This is a genomic window from Larkinella rosea, assembly GCF_003858635.1.
Lineage (GTDB): Bacteria > Bacteroidota > Bacteroidia > Cytophagales > Spirosomataceae > Larkinella > Larkinella rosea.
On the sequence record NZ_RQJO01000007.1, the window covers coordinates 366,292 to 389,775 of the forward strand.

General features: G+C 50.8%; 23 protein-coding genes and 2 pseudogenes. 9 read left to right on the plus strand and 16 right to left on the minus strand.

Annotated elements, in window-relative coordinates; all coding sequences use genetic code 11:
• Window positions 1-32 precede the first annotated feature (32 nt).
• The 4 genes from EHT25_RS01775 to EHT25_RS01790 all read right to left on the minus strand — a co-directional run bounded on the left by EHT25_RS01775 (window position 33) and on the right by EHT25_RS01790 (window position 5,938).
• A complete protein-coding gene (locus tag EHT25_RS01775; RefSeq protein ID WP_185731251.1) occupies window positions 33-1,058 on the minus strand; it encodes a FecR family protein in 1,026 nt (341 codons plus the stop codon).
• Window positions 1,059-1,316: 258 nt separating this feature from the next.
• A complete protein-coding gene (locus EHT25_RS01780) occupies window positions 1,317-1,928 on the minus strand; it encodes an RNA polymerase sigma factor (RefSeq protein ID WP_124869753.1) in 612 nt (203 codons plus the stop codon).
• Between the two features lie 184 nt (window positions 1,929-2,112).
• Complete coding sequence (locus tag EHT25_RS01785; protein WP_124869756.1) at window positions 2,113-4,977, minus strand: outer membrane beta-barrel protein; 2,865 nt, start codon at window positions 4,975-4,977, stop codon at window positions 2,113-2,115.
• Window positions 4,978-5,074: 97 nt separating this feature from the next.
• Window positions 5,075-5,938 carry a GLPGLI family protein gene (locus EHT25_RS01790; RefSeq protein WP_185731252.1) on the minus strand — a complete coding sequence of 288 codons (864 nt, stop codon included), beginning with the start codon at window positions 5,936-5,938 and terminating at the stop codon, window positions 5,075-5,077.
• Window positions 5,939-6,073: 135 nt separating this feature from the next.
• Here EHT25_RS01790 and EHT25_RS01795 point away from each other — a divergent pair, with 135 nt between their 5' ends.
• On the plus strand, window positions 6,074-7,558 hold the full coding sequence (locus tag EHT25_RS01795; RefSeq protein WP_124869759.1) for a sensor histidine kinase: 1,485 nt from the start codon (window positions 6,074-6,076) through the stop codon (window positions 7,556-7,558).
• A 108-nt stretch (window positions 7,559-7,666) separates the two neighbouring features.
• Entirely contained in the window at window positions 7,667-8,344 is a 678-nt protein-coding gene (locus tag EHT25_RS01800) for a response regulator transcription factor (RefSeq protein WP_124869762.1), read from the plus strand.
• Between the two features lie 10 nt (window positions 8,345-8,354).
• Here the strand turns inward: EHT25_RS01800 and EHT25_RS33410 are convergent.
• From EHT25_RS33410 to EHT25_RS01820, 4 genes and pseudogenes are all read right to left on the minus strand, one after another.
• A pseudogene (locus EHT25_RS33410) lies at window positions 8,355-8,674 on the minus strand (DUF5615 family PIN-like protein).
• A pseudogene (locus EHT25_RS01810) lies at window positions 8,674-8,908 on the minus strand (DUF433 domain-containing protein). The pseudogenes EHT25_RS33410 and EHT25_RS01810 overlap by 1 nt, the downstream one beginning before the upstream one ends.
• Before the next feature lie 55 nt (window positions 8,909-8,963).
• Window positions 8,964-9,740, minus strand: coding sequence for a recombination directionality factor (locus tag EHT25_RS01815; protein WP_124869765.1), 777 nt, complete (start codon window positions 9,738-9,740; stop codon window positions 8,964-8,966).
• Window positions 9,741-9,808: 68 nt separating this feature from the next.
• Entirely contained in the window at window positions 9,809-11,488 is a 1,680-nt protein-coding gene (locus tag EHT25_RS01820; RefSeq protein ID WP_124869768.1) for an ELWxxDGT repeat protein, read from the minus strand.
• Window positions 11,489-11,644: 156 nt separating this feature from the next.
• Here EHT25_RS01820 and EHT25_RS01825 point away from each other — a divergent pair, with 156 nt between their 5' ends.
• Window positions 11,645-12,397, plus strand: coding sequence for an ABC transporter substrate-binding protein (locus tag EHT25_RS01825; RefSeq protein ID WP_124869772.1), 753 nt, complete (start codon window positions 11,645-11,647; stop codon window positions 12,395-12,397).
• Here the strand turns inward: EHT25_RS01825 and EHT25_RS01830 are convergent.
• Complete coding sequence (locus EHT25_RS01830; protein ID WP_124869775.1) at window positions 12,389-13,657, minus strand: hypothetical protein; 1,269 nt, start codon at window positions 13,655-13,657, stop codon at window positions 12,389-12,391. The genes EHT25_RS01825 and EHT25_RS01830 overlap by 9 nt on opposite strands.
• A gap of 119 nt (window positions 13,658-13,776) precedes the next feature.
• Here EHT25_RS01830 and EHT25_RS01835 point away from each other — a divergent pair, with 119 nt between their 5' ends.
• The 4 genes from EHT25_RS01835 to EHT25_RS01850 all read left to right on the plus strand — a co-directional run bounded on the left by EHT25_RS01835 (window position 13,777) and on the right by EHT25_RS01850 (window position 17,024).
• Window positions 13,777-14,292, plus strand: coding sequence for a DUF2911 domain-containing protein (locus EHT25_RS01835; RefSeq protein WP_124869778.1), 516 nt, complete (start codon window positions 13,777-13,779; stop codon window positions 14,290-14,292).
• On the plus strand, window positions 14,289-15,158 hold the full coding sequence (locus tag EHT25_RS01840; RefSeq protein WP_124869781.1) for an alpha/beta fold hydrolase: 870 nt from the start codon (window positions 14,289-14,291) through the stop codon (window positions 15,156-15,158). The genes EHT25_RS01835 and EHT25_RS01840 overlap by 4 nt, the downstream gene beginning before the upstream one ends.
• 126 nt (window positions 15,159-15,284) lie before the next feature.
• Window positions 15,285-15,965: a hypothetical protein gene (locus EHT25_RS01845; protein ID WP_124869784.1), complete on the plus strand. Its 681-nt coding sequence runs from the start codon at window positions 15,285-15,287 to the stop codon at window positions 15,963-15,965.
• A 30-nt stretch (window positions 15,966-15,995) separates the two neighbouring features.
• On the plus strand, window positions 15,996-17,024 hold the full coding sequence (locus EHT25_RS01850; RefSeq protein ID WP_124869787.1) for an AraC family transcriptional regulator: 1,029 nt from the start codon (window positions 15,996-15,998) through the stop codon (window positions 17,022-17,024).
• Here EHT25_RS01850 and EHT25_RS01855 read toward each other — a convergent pair.
• The 7 genes from EHT25_RS01855 to EHT25_RS01885 form a co-directional block, all read right to left on the minus strand.
• On the minus strand, window positions 16,957-17,376 hold the full coding sequence (locus tag EHT25_RS01855) for a DUF4260 domain-containing protein (RefSeq protein WP_124869791.1): 420 nt from the start codon (window positions 17,374-17,376) through the stop codon (window positions 16,957-16,959). The two genes, EHT25_RS01850 and EHT25_RS01855, sit on opposite strands and share 68 nt — an antisense overlap.
• A gap of 98 nt (window positions 17,377-17,474) precedes the next feature.
• Window positions 17,475-17,873: an OsmC family protein gene (locus tag EHT25_RS01860; RefSeq protein WP_124869794.1), complete on the minus strand. Its 399-nt coding sequence runs from the start codon at window positions 17,871-17,873 to the stop codon at window positions 17,475-17,477.
• On the minus strand, window positions 17,870-18,592 hold the full coding sequence (locus tag EHT25_RS01865; protein WP_124869797.1) for a carbon-nitrogen hydrolase family protein: 723 nt from the start codon (window positions 18,590-18,592) through the stop codon (window positions 17,870-17,872). Before EHT25_RS01865 ends, EHT25_RS01860 begins: the two co-directional genes overlap by 4 nt.
• Before the next feature lie 57 nt (window positions 18,593-18,649).
• Window positions 18,650-19,066 (minus strand): DUF6157 family protein, encoded by a 417-nt coding sequence (locus EHT25_RS01870; protein ID WP_124869799.1) that lies wholly within the window; start codon window positions 19,064-19,066, stop codon window positions 18,650-18,652.
• Between the two features lie 60 nt (window positions 19,067-19,126).
• Entirely contained in the window at window positions 19,127-20,683 is a 1,557-nt protein-coding gene (locus EHT25_RS01875) for an FMN-binding glutamate synthase family protein (protein WP_124869802.1), read from the minus strand.
• Between the two features lie 106 nt (window positions 20,684-20,789).
• On the minus strand, window positions 20,790-22,028 hold the full coding sequence (locus EHT25_RS01880; protein ID WP_124869805.1) for a 3-phosphoshikimate 1-carboxyvinyltransferase: 1,239 nt from the start codon (window positions 22,026-22,028) through the stop codon (window positions 20,790-20,792).
• Window positions 22,029-22,190: 162 nt separating this feature from the next.
• Entirely contained in the window at window positions 22,191-22,784 is a 594-nt protein-coding gene (locus EHT25_RS01885) for a hypothetical protein (RefSeq protein WP_124869808.1), read from the minus strand.
• Window positions 22,785-23,033: 249 nt separating this feature from the next.
• On the opposite strand from EHT25_RS01885, the gene EHT25_RS01890 reads away from it, so the two are divergent.
• Both EHT25_RS01890 and EHT25_RS33415 read left to right on the plus strand, forming a co-directional pair.
• On the plus strand, window positions 23,034-23,306 hold the full coding sequence (locus EHT25_RS01890; protein WP_185731253.1) for a glycoside hydrolase family 97 N-terminal domain-containing protein: 273 nt from the start codon (window positions 23,034-23,036) through the stop codon (window positions 23,304-23,306).
• Complete coding sequence (locus EHT25_RS33415) at window positions 23,260-23,430, plus strand: glycoside hydrolase family 97 C-terminal domain-containing protein (protein WP_374756146.1); 171 nt, start codon at window positions 23,260-23,262, stop codon at window positions 23,428-23,430. Before EHT25_RS01890 ends, EHT25_RS33415 begins: the two co-directional genes overlap by 47 nt.
• Window positions 23,431-23,484: the final 54 nt, after the last annotated feature.

Below are 23,484 nucleotides of genomic sequence, written 5' to 3' on the forward strand. Positions count from 1 at the left end.
GATGGTTTAGGAATAAAGGTTAATCCATGAAATTATCGGGATTGGATCGTCACTTGCTGCTCATTGGTTCGTGTAACCTGTAAATCAAAAGCCTTGGATAATGTTCTCAGAATGGTGTTCGGATCGTTGGTGGGCAAATTACCGGTGAAGGTCAGATGACGCAGCGAATCGTCTGCGAACGTCACGTTTAGTTTATACGTATCTTCGAGCGTCTGGGCGATTTCCTGCAATGGCGTATTGTCAAAAATCAGCACCTTCTGAGTCCAGGATGAATAAATTTCGGGTTGTTTCACCTGTTGCTGCCGGAAGGTTTTCTGCACATTGGAAAACTCAACCACATCGCCCGGTTTCATGACCATGCTGGATTGACTGTTCAGACTGGCTAACTGGCTGATTTGGATTTTTCCTTCATTCAGGGCGACGTTGACCATCCCCCGGCGATTTTTTACATTAAACCGGGTGCCCAACACCTCGATATTTACATCCGCCGAATGCACAACGAACTTCACGGGTTGTTGCTGAAACCGGTGTTTCGTCACCTTGAAGTAGGCTTCACCTTCCAGCCAAACCTGTCGTTGCTCCTGATTGGACCAATTGGCTGGATAGGAGAGGGTTGAGTTGCCATTGAGCGTAATCTGCGAGCCATCGGGAAGATTAAACTGCCGGATTTGTCCGAAAGCGGTTTTGATGGCAATCATTCGCTCCGAGTAAGTTTGCCAGCCGCGCCAGCCCGCTAGAAAAACCACTGCCAGGACAGCGGCAATCCGGTACCAGCGCGATACCCGGAACCGCCCGGAATCGGGCATCGGATGAACCACCTGCGGAGACCGGTTTTGGTCCAGAATGGATTGCCAGAGTGTTGCGGTTTCGGCATCGGAGAGTTCAGGTTCGGTTGGCAGGCTCAGCAAAACCGCTCGGGCCTGATGCACAAATTGTTGCTGTTCTTCCGTCGCATTGGCCAGCAGAGCGTCCCACTTTTGATTGAGTTCGTCCGTCGGTTTCAGCACCCAATGGCGAAACTCGGCGTTTTGTAACAGCATCTCGGGCAACCAGTTCATTGGGCGGAGCATTTATTCGACAACCTGGTGTTGAAACCTTCTACCCTTAATAGGAGGGTACGGTTTTAAACTCACCAATTATTTGGAGAAATTTTTTAAAAAATGGGAATCTTGCCGGAAAAGACGCCGGGAAGTGCCAGCTAATCCCGGAATTCTGCAAGCGGAGATACGGTGGTGTAATAATAAAATCCAGGGCAGGACGTGCAGGCTGGCCAGCGTATTTTTGGCCGGGAGTATCCGAGTGTATTTGAAAAAAGCTTAAAACCGGTCGATCGTGAGGAGGAAAAGCAGGAAAAGAGAATTCGCCAGAATGGTTCGAATGGACTTTAAGGACTTGGAAATGAGGTTGCAAACCGCCGGATAAGTCAACGACATGACTTCGGCGATCGACTGATTATCAAGGTCGTGGTAGAACTTTAGATAAATAATTTCCTGCTGCCGATTGGTCAGTTGGGCAACCGCTTTCCGGACCTGGCTGGTTGCTTCCTGGCTCATCTGAGTTTCAATCATTTGCTCCTCCATGCTGGGAATCAGTTCGAAGGCATAATCGGCGGAAAGGGGCCAAAAAACCCGCTTCTGGCTCTCGGCCAGGAGTTTCCGTCGCAGGGATTTCATCAGGTAATTTTTAACGCTGGCGGTTTCGGAAACTGTGGCTGATTTCTGCATCAGCTCACTGAACAAATCCTGAATGCAATCTTTGACCAGATCGCCGTCCGCATTGAATTTCCGTCCGTACGCGTAGAGCGGTTTGACGTGCCGACTGTAAATGAACGAGAGCGCTTGCTGATTTCCTGTGCGGTAAATCGACCACAACTCCTCATCGGAATGACGCGAATGTTCAATCTGGACAGTGGTAAGCGAGTCGGTCATTTCCTCAGGATAAGCTTTTTAAATACAAAGCTTATTATAATAAGATTATACTGTTTTTTAACCGAAAAGTGCGATGGTTTTTCGGGTTAACTAAAAAAAGTAACAGCTTTCTGATGCGGCAGGAGGTTGAAAGTCAGCGAATTAAGTAAATGAAGCCAATGGGTTTCTTGCTGAGTCAGGCGGTTTAATTGCGTCCGCCCGAACGCGGCATGCCTCTCGGTTGATAAAACGGATTGCGCTCTTCCCGTCCGTTGCGATCGGTGCGCTGCGACTGCCGACCGCTGCCGAATTTCCGCAGGTTATACGTAAAACTGAGCATAAAATACCGGTTTAGAATTCGGCTATTCGTTTCTTCGGTATAGGTTTCCGTCACATTTCGGACGACGCTTCGGTTTTGGTTCAGTAGATCATAGACCTGCAGCCGAAGTTCACCTTGTTTATTTTTGAAGAATTGCCGCGTTAAAGCCACGTTCCACAGGGCGAAATTCTGGACCGCTCCCGCCGATTTGCCCGAGTAATTATTGTACGTAATATCGGTGGTAACAACCAGCCGGAAAGGCAATTGATAATACAGATCACCGCTGAGTGATTTGTTAAAGAACTCCGTGTTTTGGGAGGTCTGTAGAGAATATAATGCCGTCTGGTAACTGATGTTGCCACTGACGCCAAATTCCAGTTTATCGTCGAAATTGGAATTGATTCGCGCACCCTGGCTGAACGTCCAGTTTTGGGAACGATTGGTTTGCTGATTGACCAGACTAACCCCCCGGTTGAAATTGACATTGCTCGTTAAATTGACGTTGGCTTTAATGGGCTGGATGCGCCGACCAAGCCCCAGAAAACCGCTCACGGTGTAATACCCGTTTGTGTTCACGGGTTGGGTGGTTTGTGCGCCCTGATTGGTAAATGTGGTGGCATTCACAATCTTATTGTTGGTTTGGGTCGCATTCAGCATTGCAAAAAAGCTCCGGAAAGTGGTCTGCTGGAAGGTATTATAGTTGAGCGAAACCGTGTTTGTAAACTCCTGTTTCAGATTCGGATTACCGAGTCGGATGTTCAGCGGATTGGTATTGTCGGGGACCGGTTGCAACTGCGAAACCGAAGGGGCATTGGTTCGGCTCCGGTAATTGAAGCGTAACGTGCGGTTTTTACTGAACGTGTACGTAAACAAAGCGTTCGGAAGCAGGTTCGTGAAACTTTTTCGTAATTCCACATCCGTTGTCCGGTTATCGCTCTGAAGATCGGCCTGCTGCATGTCGAAGCCCAGGGCATAGGTGTATTTCAATCGCTTGTTTTGAAACGTTGAACCCAAGCGATTGGTCATGTAGTTATTTACGAAGTTATTGCTCAGCGTTGGGTTAAATACGGAATAATCCTTCGTCAATTCATCAAAGTCGTTTACGGTTCGGTTCGAGGTGTTGCGGTTATTCGAATAACTGTAATGGAATTCCAGCGTTTTGCTCAGCGACAGCGGTTCGGTATACGTCAAATTAATCGAATTGGTCACGGATTTACTGGTTTGCTCATTCCGCTGGTTGATGTTCTGATTTTTTCGCCCACTGGTTTGGCCAAAAAACGCGTTGACCGACTGGTTAATTCCGTCCGTATTTTGGTTGTTGACGGCAAGGCTCCAGTTGAGTGACAGTGTACGACCTTTGCGTTTAAACTTCCGCATCAGCAACGCGTTATTATTTCCCGATATCCCGTTTCCGGTCGAATTGTAATTCGTGTTGCTGGTGTTGATCAGGTTCGCCGAATCCAGTTGCTGAACGCTGGCTATGGCGTCATTCGTTAGCGTTTGTGATCGGTTAATGCTTTGATATTCTGAATTTTGCATTGTAAAACCGGGCGTGATGCGCAGCGTCGTCATCGAGTCGAGCTGGAAATTTAGCCGCATATTAAACCGGTGGCTGGTGACCTGATTTCGCGATGTACTGTTTTGATTGACCTGATACGAGGTGTCGGGCAACGCATACTGCCGACGGCTTTGCTGATCCGTTACGGTATTGAGGTCGTTCAGGAAATAGCTGGCGGCAATGTCGGCTTTTTTGCCCCACTGGTCGCGGTAATTCAATCCGCCCGCCAACGTCCGGGTGATGGCGTTCGAGTTGCCGCCGTTGTTTCCACCACCTCCGCGACCCCCACCGCCAAAATTGGCACCCAAACCGGCTCCTCCGCCAAACATATTCTGACCCGTAAAGCCCTGCTGATTGATGTTATTCGCCTGACCAATGAGCGAAATTTGCTGATTTCCGTTAAACCGGTTCAGGTTCAGACGGGCCGCGTACCGCACATCGTCGCTCGTTTCATTTGGTCCGGCTCCGATCGATTGCTGGCCGAAATAGCCTTTCCGCTTGTCTTTTTTGGTGACCAGATTGATGGTTTTGTTCCGATCGCCGTCGTCGATGCCCGAAAACTGGGACTGGTCGGATTGCTGATCGAACAACTGAATTTTGTCGATGATATCGGCGGGGAGGTTGCGGGTCGCCATTTTGGGGTCATCCCCGAAGAACGGTTTTCCATCGACCAGCACCTTTTTGACTTCCTGCCCCTGCGCCTTGATCGTTCCGTCGCGGTCGACCTCCACGCCCGGCAGTTTCTTCAGCATGTTCTCCACCATCGCATTCGGCTGCGTTTTAAATGAGTTGGCGTTGAATTCGACTGTATCCTGCTTGATGACAATCGGCGGGCCTTCCTGTTTCACCACCACTTCGTTCAGATTGACGGCCTGGGTGGTCATTTCAAACGTTCCGGCCTCAGTCACCGGTTTTTCGGAAGTAATCGTAATCCGTTTCGACTTGTTGCGGTATCCGACATACGTGATCAAAATCCGGTAGGTTCCGGCGGCAACTTTATGGAAAGTAAACGCACCGTCACCATTCGTAATCATGAATGTAACCACTGATGAGTCGCGAATCGACAGGAGTGAAACCGTTGCTTCCATGAGCGGTTTTCGGGTCGTGGAGTCGACTACGCTGCCCCGCAGTGATTGCGACACCGCAGTCGTATAGCTAATCAGAAGGAGGCAAAAAGGGAGAAGTAAGCGCATTGGCTGGCGTATTTCAGGTTGTTAAGCGGTTTTCGGTATACGGTTTTCACTTTCGTCGGACCGGCGAAAACCGTATACCGAAAACGGTAAACCGGGTTTATCTCGGCTGTAAATTATTCATCATTTGCTGGCGGAAATCGGCCATGGCTTTCTGGCGTACTGTATTCATTTCTTCGGGCGTAACGACCTGAGCGGTTTTGGGTGGAACGACATCGCTTTCGTTGATGCTCTGTTCTGCCACCTTTGTTGCTTTAAAGGCTTCATTATCGCTCTCGATCTGGAGAACAACGCCTTTTTCGGGTGTTAGGCTGGGAATGGGTGAATAGGTGAACGGCAATTCGGTGGTATACCACACGGTATAAGACACATTCCGGAAGGGCACCGTTGCTTTTTTACAGAGATAGCCCGCAATTTTCTTCGTTTTATCGCTTGCCTGCCAGCCGGTCACCTTATTCATAGGTAGATCCATCTGGTAGGATTTGCTCACCGAATCTTTTTTAACCGTCACCACTTCAACGGCTTTTTGCGCGGCCAGATCGAAATACAGATTTCGCTCGAACGGACGACCGCTGAAATTCCGGTTTCCGCGCCCATCGGGAACAGCTATCCCACCGGGTCCGCCAGTTGCCGGTCCTCCGGGTCCTCGATCATCCTGCCGCACGTCCATGTTCACCTGGCGGATCGTCATACCGCCCCCGCCGTTGCGATCCTGCTCTTCCTTGCCGTAGTTTCCGGAAAAAATGAATTGCTGGGAAAACGAACGGGTTTCCGGCAAATCGACGGGTGCGTCGGCGCTGCCGGGCCGGACTTCCTGCCCATTGATGACGATTTTCATTTGGGAGAAATCGACCTTTTGCATGACTTCGTACAAAATTTTACCGGATTTGGGCTGGGCGGAGGCTGTCAGCGAAACGAACACCATACCGGTTAGAAAAACGGCTGCGAATCGGAATGTTTGCATATGGAAATGGGGCTTGATGGTTAGCAAAAAAGCTGGGACAAAGATGGGGCGGCTGGATGTAAAGCACTGTTATTTAGTGTTAAACAGTGTTAAGACTCGTTGCCGGTCCGCCGAAAGCGGGGTACATTTGTATCTATGAAGCAGCGCATTCGGTCGATTTTTGTTCTAATGACGGTTTGTATTCCGGGCGTCCTGGCGTTTCAGACTTACTGGCTGTATACCAGTTATCAACTGCACGAGCAGCAATTTCGGCGGACGGTTCGGGGAGCGTTTATTTCGGCGGTTGAAAAACAGCAGTTTAACGATGCCCGGCGGTTATTTCGGGTCGGGCTAGACAAAGGACCGCAGCGCTTGCGGCTTCAGTTTCGGGAACCGGCACTGGACGACGAATCCGAAGAACCGTTTGCAGTCAATCGGGTGAAGGACAGTCTTTTTGTACGGATCAATCATTCCGGCCCAGACAATGGCGAGCGAATGAAAGTACGCGTCATTCGCAGCACCCGACAATCGAAAGACCGTATTTTTATCGATACCATTGCCCGAAAAATATCCAATGTACTGATTGCCGACTGGGCCGGCAATCACCGGTTTAATCTGGAAAAATTTGACTCAACCTACCGGGCTGAGTTGCGGTTGCGGGATATCGACGCAACCTTTCAACTGGACACGATTCAACTAAAACCGGAGTTGTTCAGGCAACAGATGCAGAATAGAGCGCAGGTCGTTATGGAAGGGCCGATTAAAACCTCGCCCATGCCCATTAATCCGGTCAAAAACCAGTTTCTGCAAGCGTCATTTGATACGCCGACGGGGTATATTCTGCGGAAAATGGACTGGTTGCTGGCGGGTTCGGCCCTCCTGATGGCCCTGACAATCTGGTGTTTTCTGTACATGTTATCGACGATCCTGAAGCAGAAAAAACTGTCGGAAATCAAGAACGATTTTATCAACAACATGACGCACGAGCTGAAAACGCCGATCGCAACGGTTTCGGCGGCCGTGGAAGCCATGCAGCATTTCGGCGCGCTGAACGATCCGCTGAAAACAAAAACATACCTGAATATCTCAAAAAATGAACTGCAGCGCCTTTCCGATCTGGTCGAGAAAGTGCTGAACATGGCCGTCGACGAAAAGAAGGAACTGGAACTGAATCGTGAATGGCTGAAACCGGCCGAACTGATTCAGGAAGTGGTCGGCAATCACCAGTTGCAGGCGCGATCCGGCACTTCGGAAAAACCGGTGGCCATTGAGGTCGAAATCGAACCGGAGAATGCCCGTGTTCAGGCCGATCGGTTACACCTGGGGAATGCGATCAATAACCTGATCGACAACGCGATCAAATATTCGAAGGAATCGGTCCAAATCTGCATCAACAGTCAAACCGATGAAAACGGCTGGCGATTGACGGTGCAGGACAATGGCAACGGGATCCCGAAAGTGTACCATGAAGCCATATTCGACCGGTTTTTTCGGATACCGACGGGGAATCTGCATCCGGTCAAGGGCTTCGGTCTTGGGCTGTCGTATGTCCGGCAGGTGGTCGAAAAACACGGTGGCCGCATCGAAGTTTCCAGCGAACCGGGGCGGGGGAGTGTGTTTCGTATCTGGATTCCGAATTAAAAGCGTTACACAGGGTTAATCAGAGAAAATCAGAGGTCATCAGGGTTTTTCTCTGATTAACCCTGATGACCTCTGATTCCTCTGTGTAATAACTGTTTTCAAAGAATTATGCCAACTGTACTTTTGATTGAGGATGAACTTTCGCTGGGGATGATTGTCCGGGACAGCCTGGAAGTGCGCGGATTTACGGTCTGGTACGCGGCTGATGGCGAGGAGGGATTCGGGCAGTATGTGCAACACAGGCCCGACGTGGTGGTGGCTGACGTGATGATGCCTAAACTCGATGGTTTTACGCTGGCCGAACGCATTCGGCAGATCGACGCCGACGTGCCGATTATTTTCCTGACCGCCCGTTCGCAAACCGCCGATGTGGTGCGTGGTTTTGAGTTGGGGGGGAATGACTACCTGAAAAAACCGTTCAGCATCGACGAGTTGATCGTTCGGATTCAGGCATTGCTCAACCGCAACCGATCGCTTCGACCACCGATGCCGGACCGGTTGCGCATCGGCAGTTACCAGTTCGATTATCCCAAACAGAAATTGGCGTTCAACGGCGCCGAAACGGCCATGTCGCATCGCGAAGCCGAACTGCTGAAACGACTTTACGAACAACGCAATCAGGTGTTGGAGCGTTCGGCCGTGCTGCTGGATCTGTGGGGGGACGACAGTTTTTTCAATGGACGAAGTCTGGATGTGTTCATTACCCGGTTGCGCCGGTATCTGAAAGACGATCCGCAGGTGCAGATTGTGAATGTGCGTGGAGTGGGGTATAAGTTGATTGTGTGAGGAGAAACAATTAGAATAATTCAAGCAGACCGGTGTCTGGTGAATCGTATCCGTTTTTCAAGTCCTCATAATGTTTGATCAATGTGTCAGCCATTGCCTGAGTAGATTGATTGCCAATGCGTATAAGAACAACTTTGGGTGGAAAACCGTACAAATTTGCCAGATTGTAATAATCATCGTCGTTTGTGATGATCATTCGACCGTTTGGTTGGCTATATCTTCAGCGGGAATGGGTAGACCTGAACGAGTTACATGTTGACAATCTGGATAAATCTCAGCTGGTTTTTTAACCAACCGGTATGACAAATTCGCATATAGAAGTAGTTTCATCAGGCAGCTAATAGGCGGGTACGACGTTCGCTATCGGCAGCAAATGCCAATGCGGTCCGAATCTGGTCCGTAGTCAATTCTGGGAAATCGTCCAGAATTTCTTCATTCCGGAAGCCAGCCTAAAATATCTTGAATGGCAATGCGTGTTCCTATGATGCACGGTTTTCCGAACCGAATAGTGGGGTTGATTTGGATGTATTTTTGATACTGCTCTAGTATACTGTATACTGGCAAGTTTTACTTTTAAATATAGCCGGTTTTTTCAGCACTCAGATACTATTATCAAAGCTCACTCCGCAGACGATGGCAATTGCTCCGGTTTTTCGCCCTGCTCGCTCAACCAGCGGCTGGCGTCGGCGTTTGGATTTTCGCGAAGATAGCGAGCCAAACGGTGGGCGGTTTCGAACGAAAACTGCGGCACCAGATCGACAATCGGATATTGATAAACCATACCGGGTTTATTCGTTTTGACCTTTTTGACCTTCAATAAAAACGGCAGATACTGCACACTGCCGAACAACTTCTTATACTCGTCGAATTTGTTGCGCAGATTAGGAATCGTGGTCTGAACAGCCCGGGTGCTGAACTGCCAGTAGCCCAGCAGCGGAATATCTCGAATTACGAACCGAAGTGTCAAAACCGGTAACCACCGAATCAGTTTGGCTTTACCGGGTGGGAGGTTCTTCTGTACGAACGCAACGGTTTCGTCCATGATCTGAGGACGTCGTTCGGTGGTTGTCACGGCGTACTTCTTCAGTTCGTCGTTCCAGATGTGAAATGTCTGGTTGTCGCCGTAACCAAAGAGCTTGCCGTCGGCCGTGCGGATTTCGAGCCGTTCGTTGCAGACCAGTTCTTCCTGATCGGAGTAGAACAGGATGGGCAATTCGGTGATGGTTTCCCCGTAGATTTTATGGACGGTTTCGGCATGATCCCCGCGAATGCGAAAACTATCGATGCTGCTGGGAACCACCTGCCCCGATCGCTCCACTTTCTCACCCACGGCAATCCGTCCCAGTTCCGTCAGTGCCGATTGGGGTGGCTGCGGTTTGTCCGATTGAATTCGCATGTTGTTGTTTACCTTCGATTCGATGGACAAATATAGGCAATCGGAAGGAACAGAACATCGGATTTGAATCAATCCGTTTTCACCACCTTCACCGTTTGCTCCCGATCCCCAACCATTGCCCGCAGCAACAGCACCCCGGCGGGTTGGCGACTCACGTCAAAGGCCTGCCGTTCGGTCATATTGGGCTGCGCGATCTGACGGTTTTCGATCAATTCGCCGTTACGGTTCATCAGGTGAAGGTGCAGCGGTTGGTTGGCGGCCCCGCGTATATCAACCGTAATCGTGTGTTGCACCGGATTGGGTAGAAGCGTCAATTGAAGAGAATGGGTGGGTTCATCCGACGAAGCCGCCAGCCGACTCATCGGGCAGACGTAGCATTGGGCGTATTTGTACAATTCCATGCCAGACGATCCGTCGGTGGCCCAGAACAAAACCGTGGAGCTGTTCAACGCCAGAAAACCGGTGGAAGCTGAATTCCCGGTCGGGTGAATGTCGTCGAGCATGGCCGTTCCCGCCGTAGTTCCCGATGATTTCCAGGGTTCCAGGTAGTGAAAGAAGAGCCGGTTGTTCACCGAACTCATGCTGGAAAAAGTAGTCGAACCCGCCCCAAATACCAGATCAACCACCTGGACGGTGCCGCCCGCCGTACCGTCCGACTTCCAGAGTTCGGTGCCTTTCACGCCATCGGTGGCCGTAAAATACAGGGTGTTGTTGACAACTGTCAGGTACGAAGGAAAGGCGTTGCCCGTAGGGTTGATGTTTTTGACCAGAACCGTTCCCCCACTTGTTCCGTCCGATTGAAAAAGTTCGGTGTCACCTCCGACTGTCGCCCGGAAAAAAAGCGTCGAGTTGACCACTTTCAGGTCCTGCGGCTGGCCGCTGCTGCTTCCGGCGGCCAGATTTTTCACCATAACGGTTCCCGCACTGGTTCCGTCGGATTTCCAGAGTTCAGTGCCGTTGGTACCGTCATTGGCAGACATGTACAGCTTGTCGTTCATCACCACCATTTCGAACAGATTGCTGGAACCGGCCGGATGAATATCTTTGACCAAAACCGTCCCCGCGTTGGTTCCATCCGACTTCCAGAGTTCTTCTCCATTAACGCCGTCGTCGGCCACAAAATAGGCCGTACTGCCTAAAATCGCCATTTTTCGCAGGTAATTCGGGACTGAATTGCCCGACGGATTGATGTCTTTCACTAAAACCGTGCCGCCCGCTGTTCCATCCGATTTCCAGAGTTCCTCGCCGGTTGTGGCGCCGGTTGCTACGAAAAAAAGCGTGCCGTTGACGTTGGTCAACCCCCGCGGATTGGAGTCGCCACCCGGTCGGACATCCTTGACCAACACCGTTCCGCCCGCCGTTCCGTCTGATTTATACAACTCCCGGCCTGAACTGCCGGTGGCGACAAAATACAACGTACCGTTGATCTCCGTCATCCAATCCGGGTTCGAAGATCCGGCTGGGTTAATATTTTTAAGTAAAACCGTACTGGCTTCGGTCCCGGCTGTTTTCCAGAGTTCGGTACCGTTAGCCGCCGTATTGGCTGCAAAATAAACCGCACCGTTTATGGCGACCGCCGTTGTTCCGTCACCCGACACGTACGAATTGGCGGCACCAGGATTGATGTCTTTCACCCGGCTTACATAATACGACGCGGGTAAGGTCGTAAACTGGGCGACGGCTGGTAATTGACTCAGGCTTAAGCATCCGGCCAGGATCCCGTTAAGAAGATTGTAGTGTGGTTTCATAGCGGTATTGATTACGCATTGATAAGGTAAACGTAGTGATTATCAGCGGTTTTTTAATGAACTATTGAGCCTGTGGTCAGGCCGGTTGAACCAGATTCCAGCAGAGGTAGTTATCTGAAAAACTACCTGTCTGGCTAAAATCCAATCGGCTACATTATGCCACCAAAACGCATTATTTCCGTCGTCCCCTCCCAGACCGAACTCCTTTTTGATCTTGGACTGAACGGCGAAATTGTGGGCATCACGAAGTTCTGCATCCATCCAACGGATTTGGTGAAGGAGAAAACCGTAGTCGGCGGAACGAAGACGCTAAACCTCGACCGGATTCACGACCTGAAACCGGATTTTATTCTTGCTAATAAGGAAGAAAATACCCGCGGGCAAATTGAAGAACTTCAACGTCATTATCCGGTTCACGTAACGGATGTCAACAATGTCGCTGAAGCGCTGGCGATGATTCGGGAAGTTGGAGATTGGGCGGGGCGAAAAGCAGAAGCGGAGCAACTGGCAACGCAGATTAATGATTCATTCCAAACGATAAAATCGCCGGGTCATTCGACCGGTTTGTCGGTCGCGTATTTCATCTGGCGAAAACCGTATCTGGTGGCGGCTGGTCAGACGTTCATTCATTCGATGCTGGAATGGGCCGGTTTTCGGAACGCGTTCGGGGATGCGTCACGTTATCCCGAAGTGACCGAAACGGACCTCAAAACCGCCCGGCCTGATTTGCTTTTTCTGTCCTCAGAACCGTTTCCTTTTTCTGAAAAACATGTAGCCGAATTGCAGGAAATTTGCCCGAATACGCAGATCGTGCTGGTCGATGGGGAGATTTTTAGCTGGTACGGAAGCCGGTTACTGAAAGCCGCGGACTATTTCCGGCAACTGCGGAATACCATTGGATTACTGTAAAACCGTCTGGTTTGGGCCGTTGTAAAACCGGGCGGATTTCACGACGCCGGGGCCCTGGAAATAATACCGAAGTCCGACAATTTTGCCCGCATCCTCCTGAAAATGGTCTTCGTAAGCCAGTTTGTTGTTGACGAACACCTTTACGTGTTTGTCCTTTACTTCGCAGCGAACGTTGACCCAATTGGAAAAATCGACGCCAAAACCGGACAGGTCACTGGTTTTTCCGGAAACCCCCTGACCGGCAAAAGAAAGGTTCAGTTCACTCACGCAGCCTTTTGCGGACAGTTGGATCAAATGCATGCCCCTGGAACACAGCAGCATAATTCCCGTTCGTTGACAAACGGCGTTGAAACGATTGAACGGGCTTTTTAACTCGGTTTCAAATCCGAAATTAGTACTGGGTAATTCACCCAACGGCTGAACGTAGTGGAGGCTCGTTGACGGCACCTCTTTCTGAAAATCAACACCCTGCTCCGTTAAATCGGTTTCGGTGATCGCGATGGTTCCATTCCGGTGAAGGCGTTTGTCCGGGAAATAAACCGGAATCGAATCGCGGTTGATCGTGCCCAGCCAGCCGTCGGTGTTGATGTACAGATCGTGTTCCTTCACAATGGAATCGTTCAGAACGAGTTTGGCGCGGAAATAACCGGGATAAAAATAAATCCCGGCGTATTGATGCTCGTCTTTATCAACCCGGTAACGGCGTCGCGGATCCCAGCTTTGCTGGATAAAAACGCTGTCGGCGTTGGAGTCGGTGGCGTCGTAATCGAACAGAACCGTGTTGGGTAATCCCTGCGTAACCGGACGGCTGGTAAAGGTCAAATCCCCGTATTGTAACGGATTGACCCGGTTTTGGAATGCCCAGATGCCAATTAAACCCAGCAATACCAGGGCGCCCATGATCCAGGGCCAGCGCAAGCCCATTGGATGGGAAACCAGGGTGGGGGCGGACGGGACGGGAACGGGCTGAAGGGTTTCCTGGTAAACCAGATCCGGTTTTTTTCGAAACTCCCGCCAGTTTTCAAACCCCACAAACTGGGCGAGCGTATTGAGCGTGGTTGCGGTGGGAGCGCTGTCGTAGCGAACTTTCCCCCAGATGCGTTTGAGCGTGCTCACGCTCAGCGTAACGTTGGTTTCGGCAAAAATACGTTCGCTCAGCGTCTCAAAATCCTGATTTTGCCACTGGCTGCTGTCGCCCCAGTTCACTTTCTCCTCAATCAGCATCCGGCAATGCTGCAAGTTTTCGTCTTCCGTATGCATTGACAATCAACGTGAATCAATTTGAACAGGCTTGAACAGGAGCAGGACTACCAACTTTCGTCAGATTTTCACACCTTTGTTTAGTCAATAATCCTTCAACCAAAGTTACGTAAACCATTATGAAAAAATTGCTCATTTTCACAACATTGCTTTTGATCGCTCAAATCACGTTCGCCCAGGAAGACAAGTCGAAACGACCCAGCCCTCCGGCGCAGGCCAAGCAAACCGTCGGCAGCAAAACCATCACGATTGACTACAGCCAGCCGTCGGTAAAAGGCCGCAGTGTTTGGGATCCGGCGGGAAAAGTTGCTCCGATTGGCAAAGTCTGGCGGACGGGTGCCAACGAAACCACCACCATCGAATTCTCGGACGATGTGAAACTGGAAGGTAAATCTGTACCGAAAGGAAAATACGCCCTGTTTACAATTCCGGGCGAAAAAGACTGGACGGTGATCATCAACAAAGGCATCAAGTGGGGCGCGTTTACCTACAAGGAAGACGAAGACGTGGTGCGGGTGACGGTTCCGTCGAAAAAAGCGAAAAGCTTTCAGGAAAAATTCAAGATCGACATTTCCAAGAAGGGTGAGGTGGCCATGGTTTGGGCGGATACCGAAGTTGATTTCAACGTAAAATGATTCGCTATCTTGATCAGGATGACCTGATTAAAGCGATTCTGATTGCACTTTATGCGCTTTTCTCGCTGGTAGCAAAAAGCCAGTCGCCTGAAAAAATACCATATGGTTCCAACCCGAAAGCAGGGCGGTATTTGCAGGTAGACGACGCTAGAATCTATTACGAGGTTTATGGACAGGGCAAACCGGTTGTGCTGCTGCACGGCGGTTTGCTCGGTTACATCGACGAATTCAGCGATCTGATTACGCGCTTAAGTAAAGAATATCAGGTGATTGCGGTAGCGACTCGCGGCCACGGCAAATCCGAAGTGGGTACCAAACCGTATACGTACCGGCTTTTTGCGGAAGATGCCCGCGCGGTGATCAAAGCCGTCGCAAAAGACAGTGTCATCCTGATTGGATTTAGCGACGGCGCGATTTCGTCCTATATTCTGGCGGTTGATCATCCGGAACTGGTTCGCAAAGAGGTTGCCATTGGTGGGGGCGTTCTGGGAATCGGGGATTATGACGAAAGTCAGAAGAATTTCTGGACGAAACTAACCGACGAATCGCTGGAGAAGGCCCTCCCCGGTTTTATCGCCGAACGGAAAAAACAGATGCCGCAACCGCAGCAATGGAGCCGGTTTCTGAGCGAATTGCAAAAGGCCTGGCTCGAGCCGGTTTACATTGACAAAGCGGCTTTGAAAAAAATCAAGTGCCCTACCTTGATTGTCGCCGGTGATCACGATGGTTCAACGGAACGGTTTGTATCCATTTATAAGACAATCCCCAATGCCCAACTGGCCATTATTCCGGGTTCTGGCCATGTGGTTTTGCTTCAGCAACCGAAGCTGACCTACGATGTGATTCATCCGTTTATAAGCCATTAACACGCATTTAAAGACAATTCCAGCCCACGGTTAAAACCGTGGGGTAAACTCATCGTGGGTAATTTTGAGAACCGTTTCCCCGGTTTGGAGCACCGATACTTCCGTTACACCTCAAATTGTCAGGCAATGAACAGCACTAACAACACGTACTACTTTCTTTTTCTGATCACCGGGTGGTTGATCAGCGTGACGGCAAGCGGGCAGAAAACCGCCGGAGCTATCGATCTGGTCAGCGTGGCGAAGCAAAACGGGTTTACCACCTTCAATCGTTCCCTGACCGTGATTCAGGAGGGCAGTCGTCCGGGCGTTCGGCTGGAACAGAAAGAGGCCGATGCGGGTTTCGCCTGGTTGTCTGGTTCCTCGTTTAGCGAGGGAACCATTGAGTTTGATGCGCGCGGCAAAGACGAATTCCAGCGCAGTTTTCTGGGCATTGCGTTTCATGCGAAAGACGAAAAGCTGTACGATGCGGTTTATTTCCGCCCGTTTAATTTCCGCGCTGAAGATCCGGTTCGCCACCGACACGCCGTTCAATATATCTCCATTCCGGGTTTTGACTGGCCGACCTTGCGCAAAGATTTTCCGGATCAGTACGAGCAGTTCATTGAGCCAGCCCCCGATCCGACCGGCTGGTTTCATGTCCGGCTGGTTGTGGAGAAAGAAACCATTCGTGTTTTTGTAAACGACCATTCAACGCCGAGTCTGGCCGTCAAAAAGCTGAATGACCGGATCGACGGTAAAATCGGATTGTGGGTCGGGGCCGGGTCGGGTGGTGATTTTGCGAATCTGAAAATTACGCCGGTGCGGTAGGAATTTCGCCGGAGGTCGTATCTTCGGGTAATGGGAACCACTGACGATACACTTTCTTCCGGCTCTTTTAATCTGATTCTGCATGCCGCCCGGCAGCGTGGTGCAGATTCGCTGGTGCTTTGCAAAACCGTTGGGGTGGACCCGGCGGTTTTGCAAAATCCCGATGCGCGGGTTCCTATTCGGCTGGTTCAGGCGCTTTGGCACGAAGCCATTCGCGTGACGGGCGAGCCGGATCTGCCGCTGCAACTGGGCGAACTGATCAATCCGTTGTCGTTGGGTGTGCTGGCGTATGTCATGATGCACTGCCCAACGCTCGGTCAGGCCATTGAGAAACTCTGTCACTATCAGGATATTGCGTGCGAAGGGGTGCAAACGGTCGGCCAACTCGCGGGTCAGCGGTTTTCTATTTTACTGAAACTGACCAGTAATGCCATCGTGTATCCCGAGTACACCTTGAGTTCCGAATTCTCGGTTTACCAATCGGCATTTCGGGCGTTGACGGGTCGCATGGTTGCTGCCGAAGAAATCCGGTTTGGTTTTCCTGAGCCCGAAAACCGGTCGGCTTATGAGCGGGTTTTTGGTCCCGCAAAACTGGTTTTCGGTGCTGATGAAACCAGGTTGATACTGGATGCTGTCTGGCTCGAAACTCCCATTCTGAACGCCAATCCCGGCCTGTTTCCACTTTTCGAACAACACGCCGAAGAACTTCTGCAGAAATTACGCCAGCCCGATTTGTCGTTTCGGGTGAAACAGGAAATTGTGGCGTTGATGAACGGGGAAGAACCAACGCTGGGACTCGTGGCCGATCGGCTGGCGATGGGGGTCCGAACGCTCCAGCTTCATCTGAAAGAAACCGGCGTGACGTATCAGCAACTGCTGGATGATGTCCGGCGAAATCTGGCGATCCAGCACCTGCGCGAGCCCAACTTCAGCACCACCGACATTGCCTACCTGCTTGGTTTTTCGGAACCCAGTGTTTTTTACAGGACGTTTAAAAAATGGACAGGTTCGACTCCCGGCGCGTATCGCCAGCAGACGGTTTCGTCGCGGCTGGCTTAGCCATTTTGCCGATCAGGCCGAGGCTGGTGTGGCTAAAGCTGTCTTCGTATTTCAGACCGTAGCCCATCATTCGGTCCATCGCCGAGTGCCCAAAAAGAATCACGCCAGTCAACAGTAAAACCGGATTGGCCAGCAGAAAACCGGTTGCGGCCAGGGCAATAGCAACGGCCTTGTGATGCACCAGATTATACGCGTAAGCCCCCATTTTTGGATTGATCAGATAGCCCAGCATGCCCAGATCAGGAACGAGAATCAGGGCCGGAAACCACCACCAGGCAAACGGTAACTGGCTGAATACGACGATAGAAAGCAAAAATTGGGCGACTTCTTCGAGTTTCAAAAGCGTTTTCATGACGGTCTTTGTGTTTTTGTGTACGACAAAGGTCAGCCGAAAAAGCCGGGTTGGGGGTGACCAAAAATGAAAATGGAATGACGGATTATGAAAATGAGTTAGGGAGTCAACGTCACATTCAATCCTTTCCGCAGCGTGTTGTGAATTTCGGCGATCTGGTCGGTGTGCCGGATCAGTTCTTCGATCTCGGCGGCCGGTGCGTCGGAGGTGACGTGGGCCCTGTAGCTGAAGTTGGAACCCGGTTCGCCATCGGCCCCAAATTCGCTGAAAAATTCGACCTCAACGCCCGAAACCGGGATGTTTCGTTTGGCCGCTTCCCGGTAGATATCGTTGCAGAAACAGGTCGCCAGCGCCAGCATCAGGAGTTCCCCGCCGTTGATCGACGATCCAAAACCGCTTGCTTTGGGCAGAATCTGCATTTCTTTGGCCGAATCATTGGTCGTTACAACGATTTCGTGATGATTAAAACTGCTCTTGAGATGGGCTGAAATTTTCATAGGGTTTCCTGCCAAATTTCCTGGGTTTCGGTGTCGATCAATAGAATACCTTCGTCGTTGTCATTCATTTGTCCGAGTAGTTCCCCGCTGGTATTCCAAATCGCTGATTTGCCGCCCGATACAAAATTATCACTTGGGCCTACACTATTCGCCATCAAAACGGTCATGCCGTATTTCCGGGCAATATCCGACAAACTGATTGCTGCATTTGCCACACCAGATGCGGTTTTTGCCACACTGACCAGATAGATTTTAGCCCCGTGTTTAAAAGCGGTTTCGGAATGCGCCGGAATGGATAATTCGTAACAAATCGCCAGTGCCATATCGGTTCCGATCAAACCGTATGCCGCGTCTCCGCGGACAAAAAACGGTTCTTCGTCGGCGTGTAAATAGTGTTTCGAATAGGTTTGCCGGGCTTGATCGGGCTGAAAAATGATCAGCGTGATTAAATTCCCTGCCTCACTTTTGGTCGGCATGCCAACGCCAATCGTCACCCGGTTCGCATCACTGATTTCCTGAAATACGGCAAACCGCTGATCATCCGGAGAAGTGGCAAGTTCGTTGGCGAGTTCCGGTTCGTAGCCTGTTAGCGAAAGTTCGGGGAAGATAACCGTGTCTGCGCCGTAAGAAACCGCCCGGTTTATCAGTCCGATGTGGTTTTCAATATTCCGTTGAATAGCCCCTTTCACCGGCCGGCTCTGAGCGACACATAGTTTCATTCTAGTTCACGGTTTTTCAATTGAAACAGGTATAAATTAACGAACCATAAGGCTATTTTAAGCCCTTTTGGAGCGCATGGCCTTCACCCGGTCCAAATTTTTATCCAGCGACAGGGATTTATATTCGTCGGAATCGACGGCGTAAACCGCAACCTTTCCTTCCGCATTGTTGTGTACGCCCCAGCCGTATCGTTTCGTCAATGGTGACGTTCGCAAACAGGGCTGACCTTTGGAGAAGAAGCGTTCGCGTTCGGCCTCCAGTTCACTGGATGCCAGGTCTTTTTTGGTGGCGTAACACTGGAACACCACGTCGTCGGAAGTGTATTGATACGGATGTTTTTTGATCATGTCGAACTGAATGTTCGCAACTGATCGGGCATCTCCTTTGGTCGGTGGCGTTTCGCCAAAACTGGCCGGTGAATCGTCCGCAACTTCGATGAACGTGTTGGTGTAGTTGGTGGTGTGGGTTTTCATGGTTTATTCCACGGTTTGTCAATTAGGTGAAGTTACTTCGTGTTATCGTCAAACAACCGGCTAGTGGCTGGCTCTGTCCATATACGGACTTTTTAATAAATCGGCGATCGACGTAAATGCCACCTCGTCCTTGCGGTAGCCGTAGGCATCAGCCAGCGTCTGAATCATGTTGTTGTCGCCCATGGCCAGGTTGACATCTTTCATTGTAAACTGGCACGGATGTTCGTAACCCGACGCGTGGGAGATTTCCAGGATTTCTTTCGTTAGTGTTTTGATGTAATTGTAAAACCGTTCACTTTTCAGGGCTGGATCAATGCCGTTCTGCAACCACTTGCTTTGGGTGGCAACTCCGGACGGACAGCGGTTGGTGTGGCAGATCTGGGCCTGAATACAGCCGATGGAAAGCATGGCTTCCCGCCCCACATTGATGAGGTCGGCGCCCATTGCAAACGCCATCACCGCCGATTCGGGCAGACCGAGTTTGCCCGAAGCAATGAACGTAATGCGATGCACCAGACCTCGTTTCTGAAAAATCCGGTAAATTTTCGAAAAACCGTATACGAACGGCAGCGAAACGTGATCGGCAAAGGAGGGAGGGGCCGCGCCGGTGCCGCCTTCTCCGCCGTCGATCGTGATAAAATCGGGGCCTTTACCGGTTTCCAGCATGTAATCCGCCAACTCCTTCCAGAGTTCCAGTTTGCCGACCGCCGACTTAATGCCAACCGGAAGACCGGTTTTTTCGGCCATCGCTTCGATGAAATCCACCATCGTGGGAATGTCGGAAAAGGCCGAGTGCGAAGCCGGAGAAATGACGTCCCTGCCCATCGGAACGTGCCGGATTTCGGAGATTTCGGCGGTGATTTTAGCCGCCGGAAGTACTCCGCCTTTGCCCGGTTTGGCGCCCTGCGACAGCTTTAGCTCCAGCATCCGGACAAACGGATTGTCCTCGACGAGCTTCACCAGCTTTTCCATCAAAAAATTGCCCTCGTCGTCGCGAACCCCGAAATACGAGGTTCCGATATTGACCACGACATCCGCGCCGAATTTGTGATAAGATGACAAACCGCCTTCCCCGGTGTTGTGGTAACAGCCAAATTTCAATGCGCCTTTGTTCATCGACTCGATCGCTTTGGCCGACAACGATCCGAAGCTCATCCCGCTGATATTAACAATCGAGCGCGGGTGATAGGGCCGACGGCGTTTGTGAAAAACGCCGATGACTTTGGCCGCCGGAGCGGTGTAGGGATGACCATAATTCGGATTATCGGGTGCCAGTTTGAGCGGGAGTAGGGCGGGATTGATGAAGATATACCCGGCGCTCGTAATGTCCTGATCGGTGCCAAAACCCTGAAAATTGTTTTCCTGCTTCGACGACGAATAAATCCAGGCCCGCTGCTGGCGATTGAATGGGAGTTCTTCCCGATTATTGGCGACAATGTACTGCCGCAGTTCGGGCCCGAAACTTTCCAGAAAATACCGAAGGTTACCGACAACGGGAAAGTTGTGTCGAATGGTGTGCTTTTTTTGGTTGATATCGTAAAGGGCAACCAGGGCCAGACCGATCAAAATCCACCCCCACCAGGGGATGTTACCAAGAGTTGTGAAGACAAGTTCCAAAATGCAGCAATGATTCAGTGAGTACCGTAAATGTAAGTAATGATGCAAAAAAAACCGGTAGGTCCCGAAGGTCCCACCGGTTTAAATCGAATTTTAATTCGGTCGATTAGGCTATAAAATGAACGTCGGCCACCCGCGCCACGTCGTCCCAGAACGACGGATAGGATTTGGCCACCACGCCCGGCTCTTCAATAACCACTTCCTGACGCATGGCCACGGGAGCGAACGCCATCGCCATGCGGTGGTCGTCGTAGGTTTCAAACGTCGGTATTGCGTCAGAACCGCTGGTTTTCCGGACTTCGTACCGGGTGTTTTTTTCTACTTCGACTAGTTCGGCTCCTATTTTCCGAAGTTCGGTCTGGAGCGCAAAAATCCGGTCGGTTTCTTTGATTTTGAGGCTTTCCACGCCGGTCATGGTGAGCGGAATATCTTTCACGGCGCAGCAAACCGCCACGGTTTGGGCCAGATCGGGGCAGTTGGTAAAATCCCAGGTCAGCGATGATTCTGCCTTCGTTTTCGTCAACAAAACGCCCTCATCCGTGAAATTGCTTTCGACGCCCAGCGGACGCATGATGTCGACAATGGCACTATCGCCCTGCAGCGAATTTTCTTTTAACCCCAGCAATTCAATTTCCGCCGATTCATCTTCCGCCAGTGCCAGCATACTGAACCAGTAACTGGCTCCCGACCAATCGGATTCGATGGCGTAATCAGCGGGCGTATACGGCGTGGGCGGAACGGTCAAGGTTTTGTTTTCCCAGTCGACAACGGTTTGAACGCCAAAGTGTTCCATTTGACGGAGCGTCATTTCAATGTACGGTCGCGAACCCACGTCGCCGGTCAGTTCGAGCGTCAGGCCGTTGGGCAGGAGGGGAGCCACCATCAGCAATGCCGAAATGTATTGGCTGCTCACATCCCCGCGAATGGCCAGCCGGTTGGTTCCAAGGCTCGAAAAACCTTTGGTGGAAATGGGCGGGTAACCTTCGTTTTTCAGGTATTCAATATCGGCACCCAGCGCGCGCAGGGCATCGACCAGAATCCCAATCGGCCGTTCACACATCCGGGGTGTTCCGGTCATTGTTTTGTGCTGACCCGTTACCGCAAAATAGGCCGTCAAAAACCGCATGGTCGTTCCGGCATCCAAAACGTCGGCAATGGGATCTTCCGATTGCAGCAGCCGGATCATGGTTTGCGTATCACGAGCCGCCGAAACATTCTGTAAGGTACCGCGAAAACCGCTCAACGCGTTGATAATCAGGGCGCGATTGCTCTCACTTTTTGAAGATGCCAGCGGGATGGTTGCCCGGACAGAACCGGCAGGTGGGGTCAGACGTACAGCGTTCAATTCAGAAAAGGATTGGTTAATTTTTCTGCAAAACTACAGGAGAGATTTTATAATGAACAAGGAATAATGAATAATGAACAAGGAATATCGGGCATGACCTCATTCTTTCCGAAAAGAAATGTATTCATTATTCCTTGTTTGTCATTCATTACTGATTGGAAATCAGTACGTTTCCAGGACTTTCAGCCGGTGGTTTTTATTGATTTTGTAACGGGGGAAACTCACTTTGTAGCAAATGGCACCTAGAGCAATCATAACGGCGGGCGCTTTCAGGGCGCGGGGATCGGCGGCTAATTGCTTCTCCTGCCGGGATACGTTGACAACATCCGCAACGAAAAAAAGCATTCCGGCGATGGGAAAAAGATAGGAACCTTCGGTGATAAACGGAATGTGGCGGTTGACGTAGACTTTCTCAATCCGGTCGAGCCGGAAGTGGACGGTTTCGGGCAGGAATGTGTTCGGGTCTTCCAGAATCAGGATGAGTGTCGAATCGGTTACGCCATAAACCGGTTCCCGGTATTTTTTGCCTTTGTACCGAAATTTAATTTCTTCATTCGGGAAATACCGGTAGCGTCGAAAACCGCCCAGGCCGCCCATGATGTCCAGCGCAATGTACTTTTGCCCCGGCTTGATCATGCCGAGGTAGGGCGATTTCTGCCTGATCATCAGCGAGTCCACAGTAAGCGTATCGCTCTGTGCCTGAACAGAGTGGATGAAAAAGAAGAAAATGACCGTAGTAAGCAGACGCTGAATCATACGCTATAAACAACAAAGCTGAAAAAATATACCCCGCGCGGGTTCTTATTTTTTTACAGTAAAAACGGGCCAACTGGTTTTAAAGACCAAAATAGGAACGCTTCGTGGGGTAAATCCGTACTTTTTTGCCGGATATTGATTGCAAAATCAGTCAAATCTTTTGCTTTTCTACTATAGAAAAGGCTATTTATGGGGGAAGTCGCTGGCCGTTTCACCGCTTCTCTTTCCCGCTTTTATAAGAACTACTGCTTGCTTTTTCTGTTACTGGGCTGCTGCCAATCGCTGGTGCTGGCTCAACTGCCGATTTTGAGCTGGTCTCCCAATCGCTCCCTGCACTTTCTGGTCCGTAATGCTCCGACGGGGGAAGTCTCGTACGAAGTTCGGTATAAAAATAGACCGGTCATTAAGCCTTCCACGCTGGGGTTTGTGTTGAGCAAGCCCAGGGCATCGCGGACCCGGTTTCGCATTATGGCAATTGACTCCGCCCGGAAAGAAGAGTCGTGGAAACCGATCTGCCGCTGAAGCCGATTGGCAGACCAATCCGGAAGCGTGCGTGATCGAAAAAATGACGGTTACCTCCCGGTCAAAACTGGCGCTGCATCTGTCCAAAGGGGGCGGTTGTGCGATTCAGTTAATTCCAAAATAAATCAGGAAAAAGCGTGAAACCGGCCTGGTTATCCAGGTTACACCGGTTTCCGTA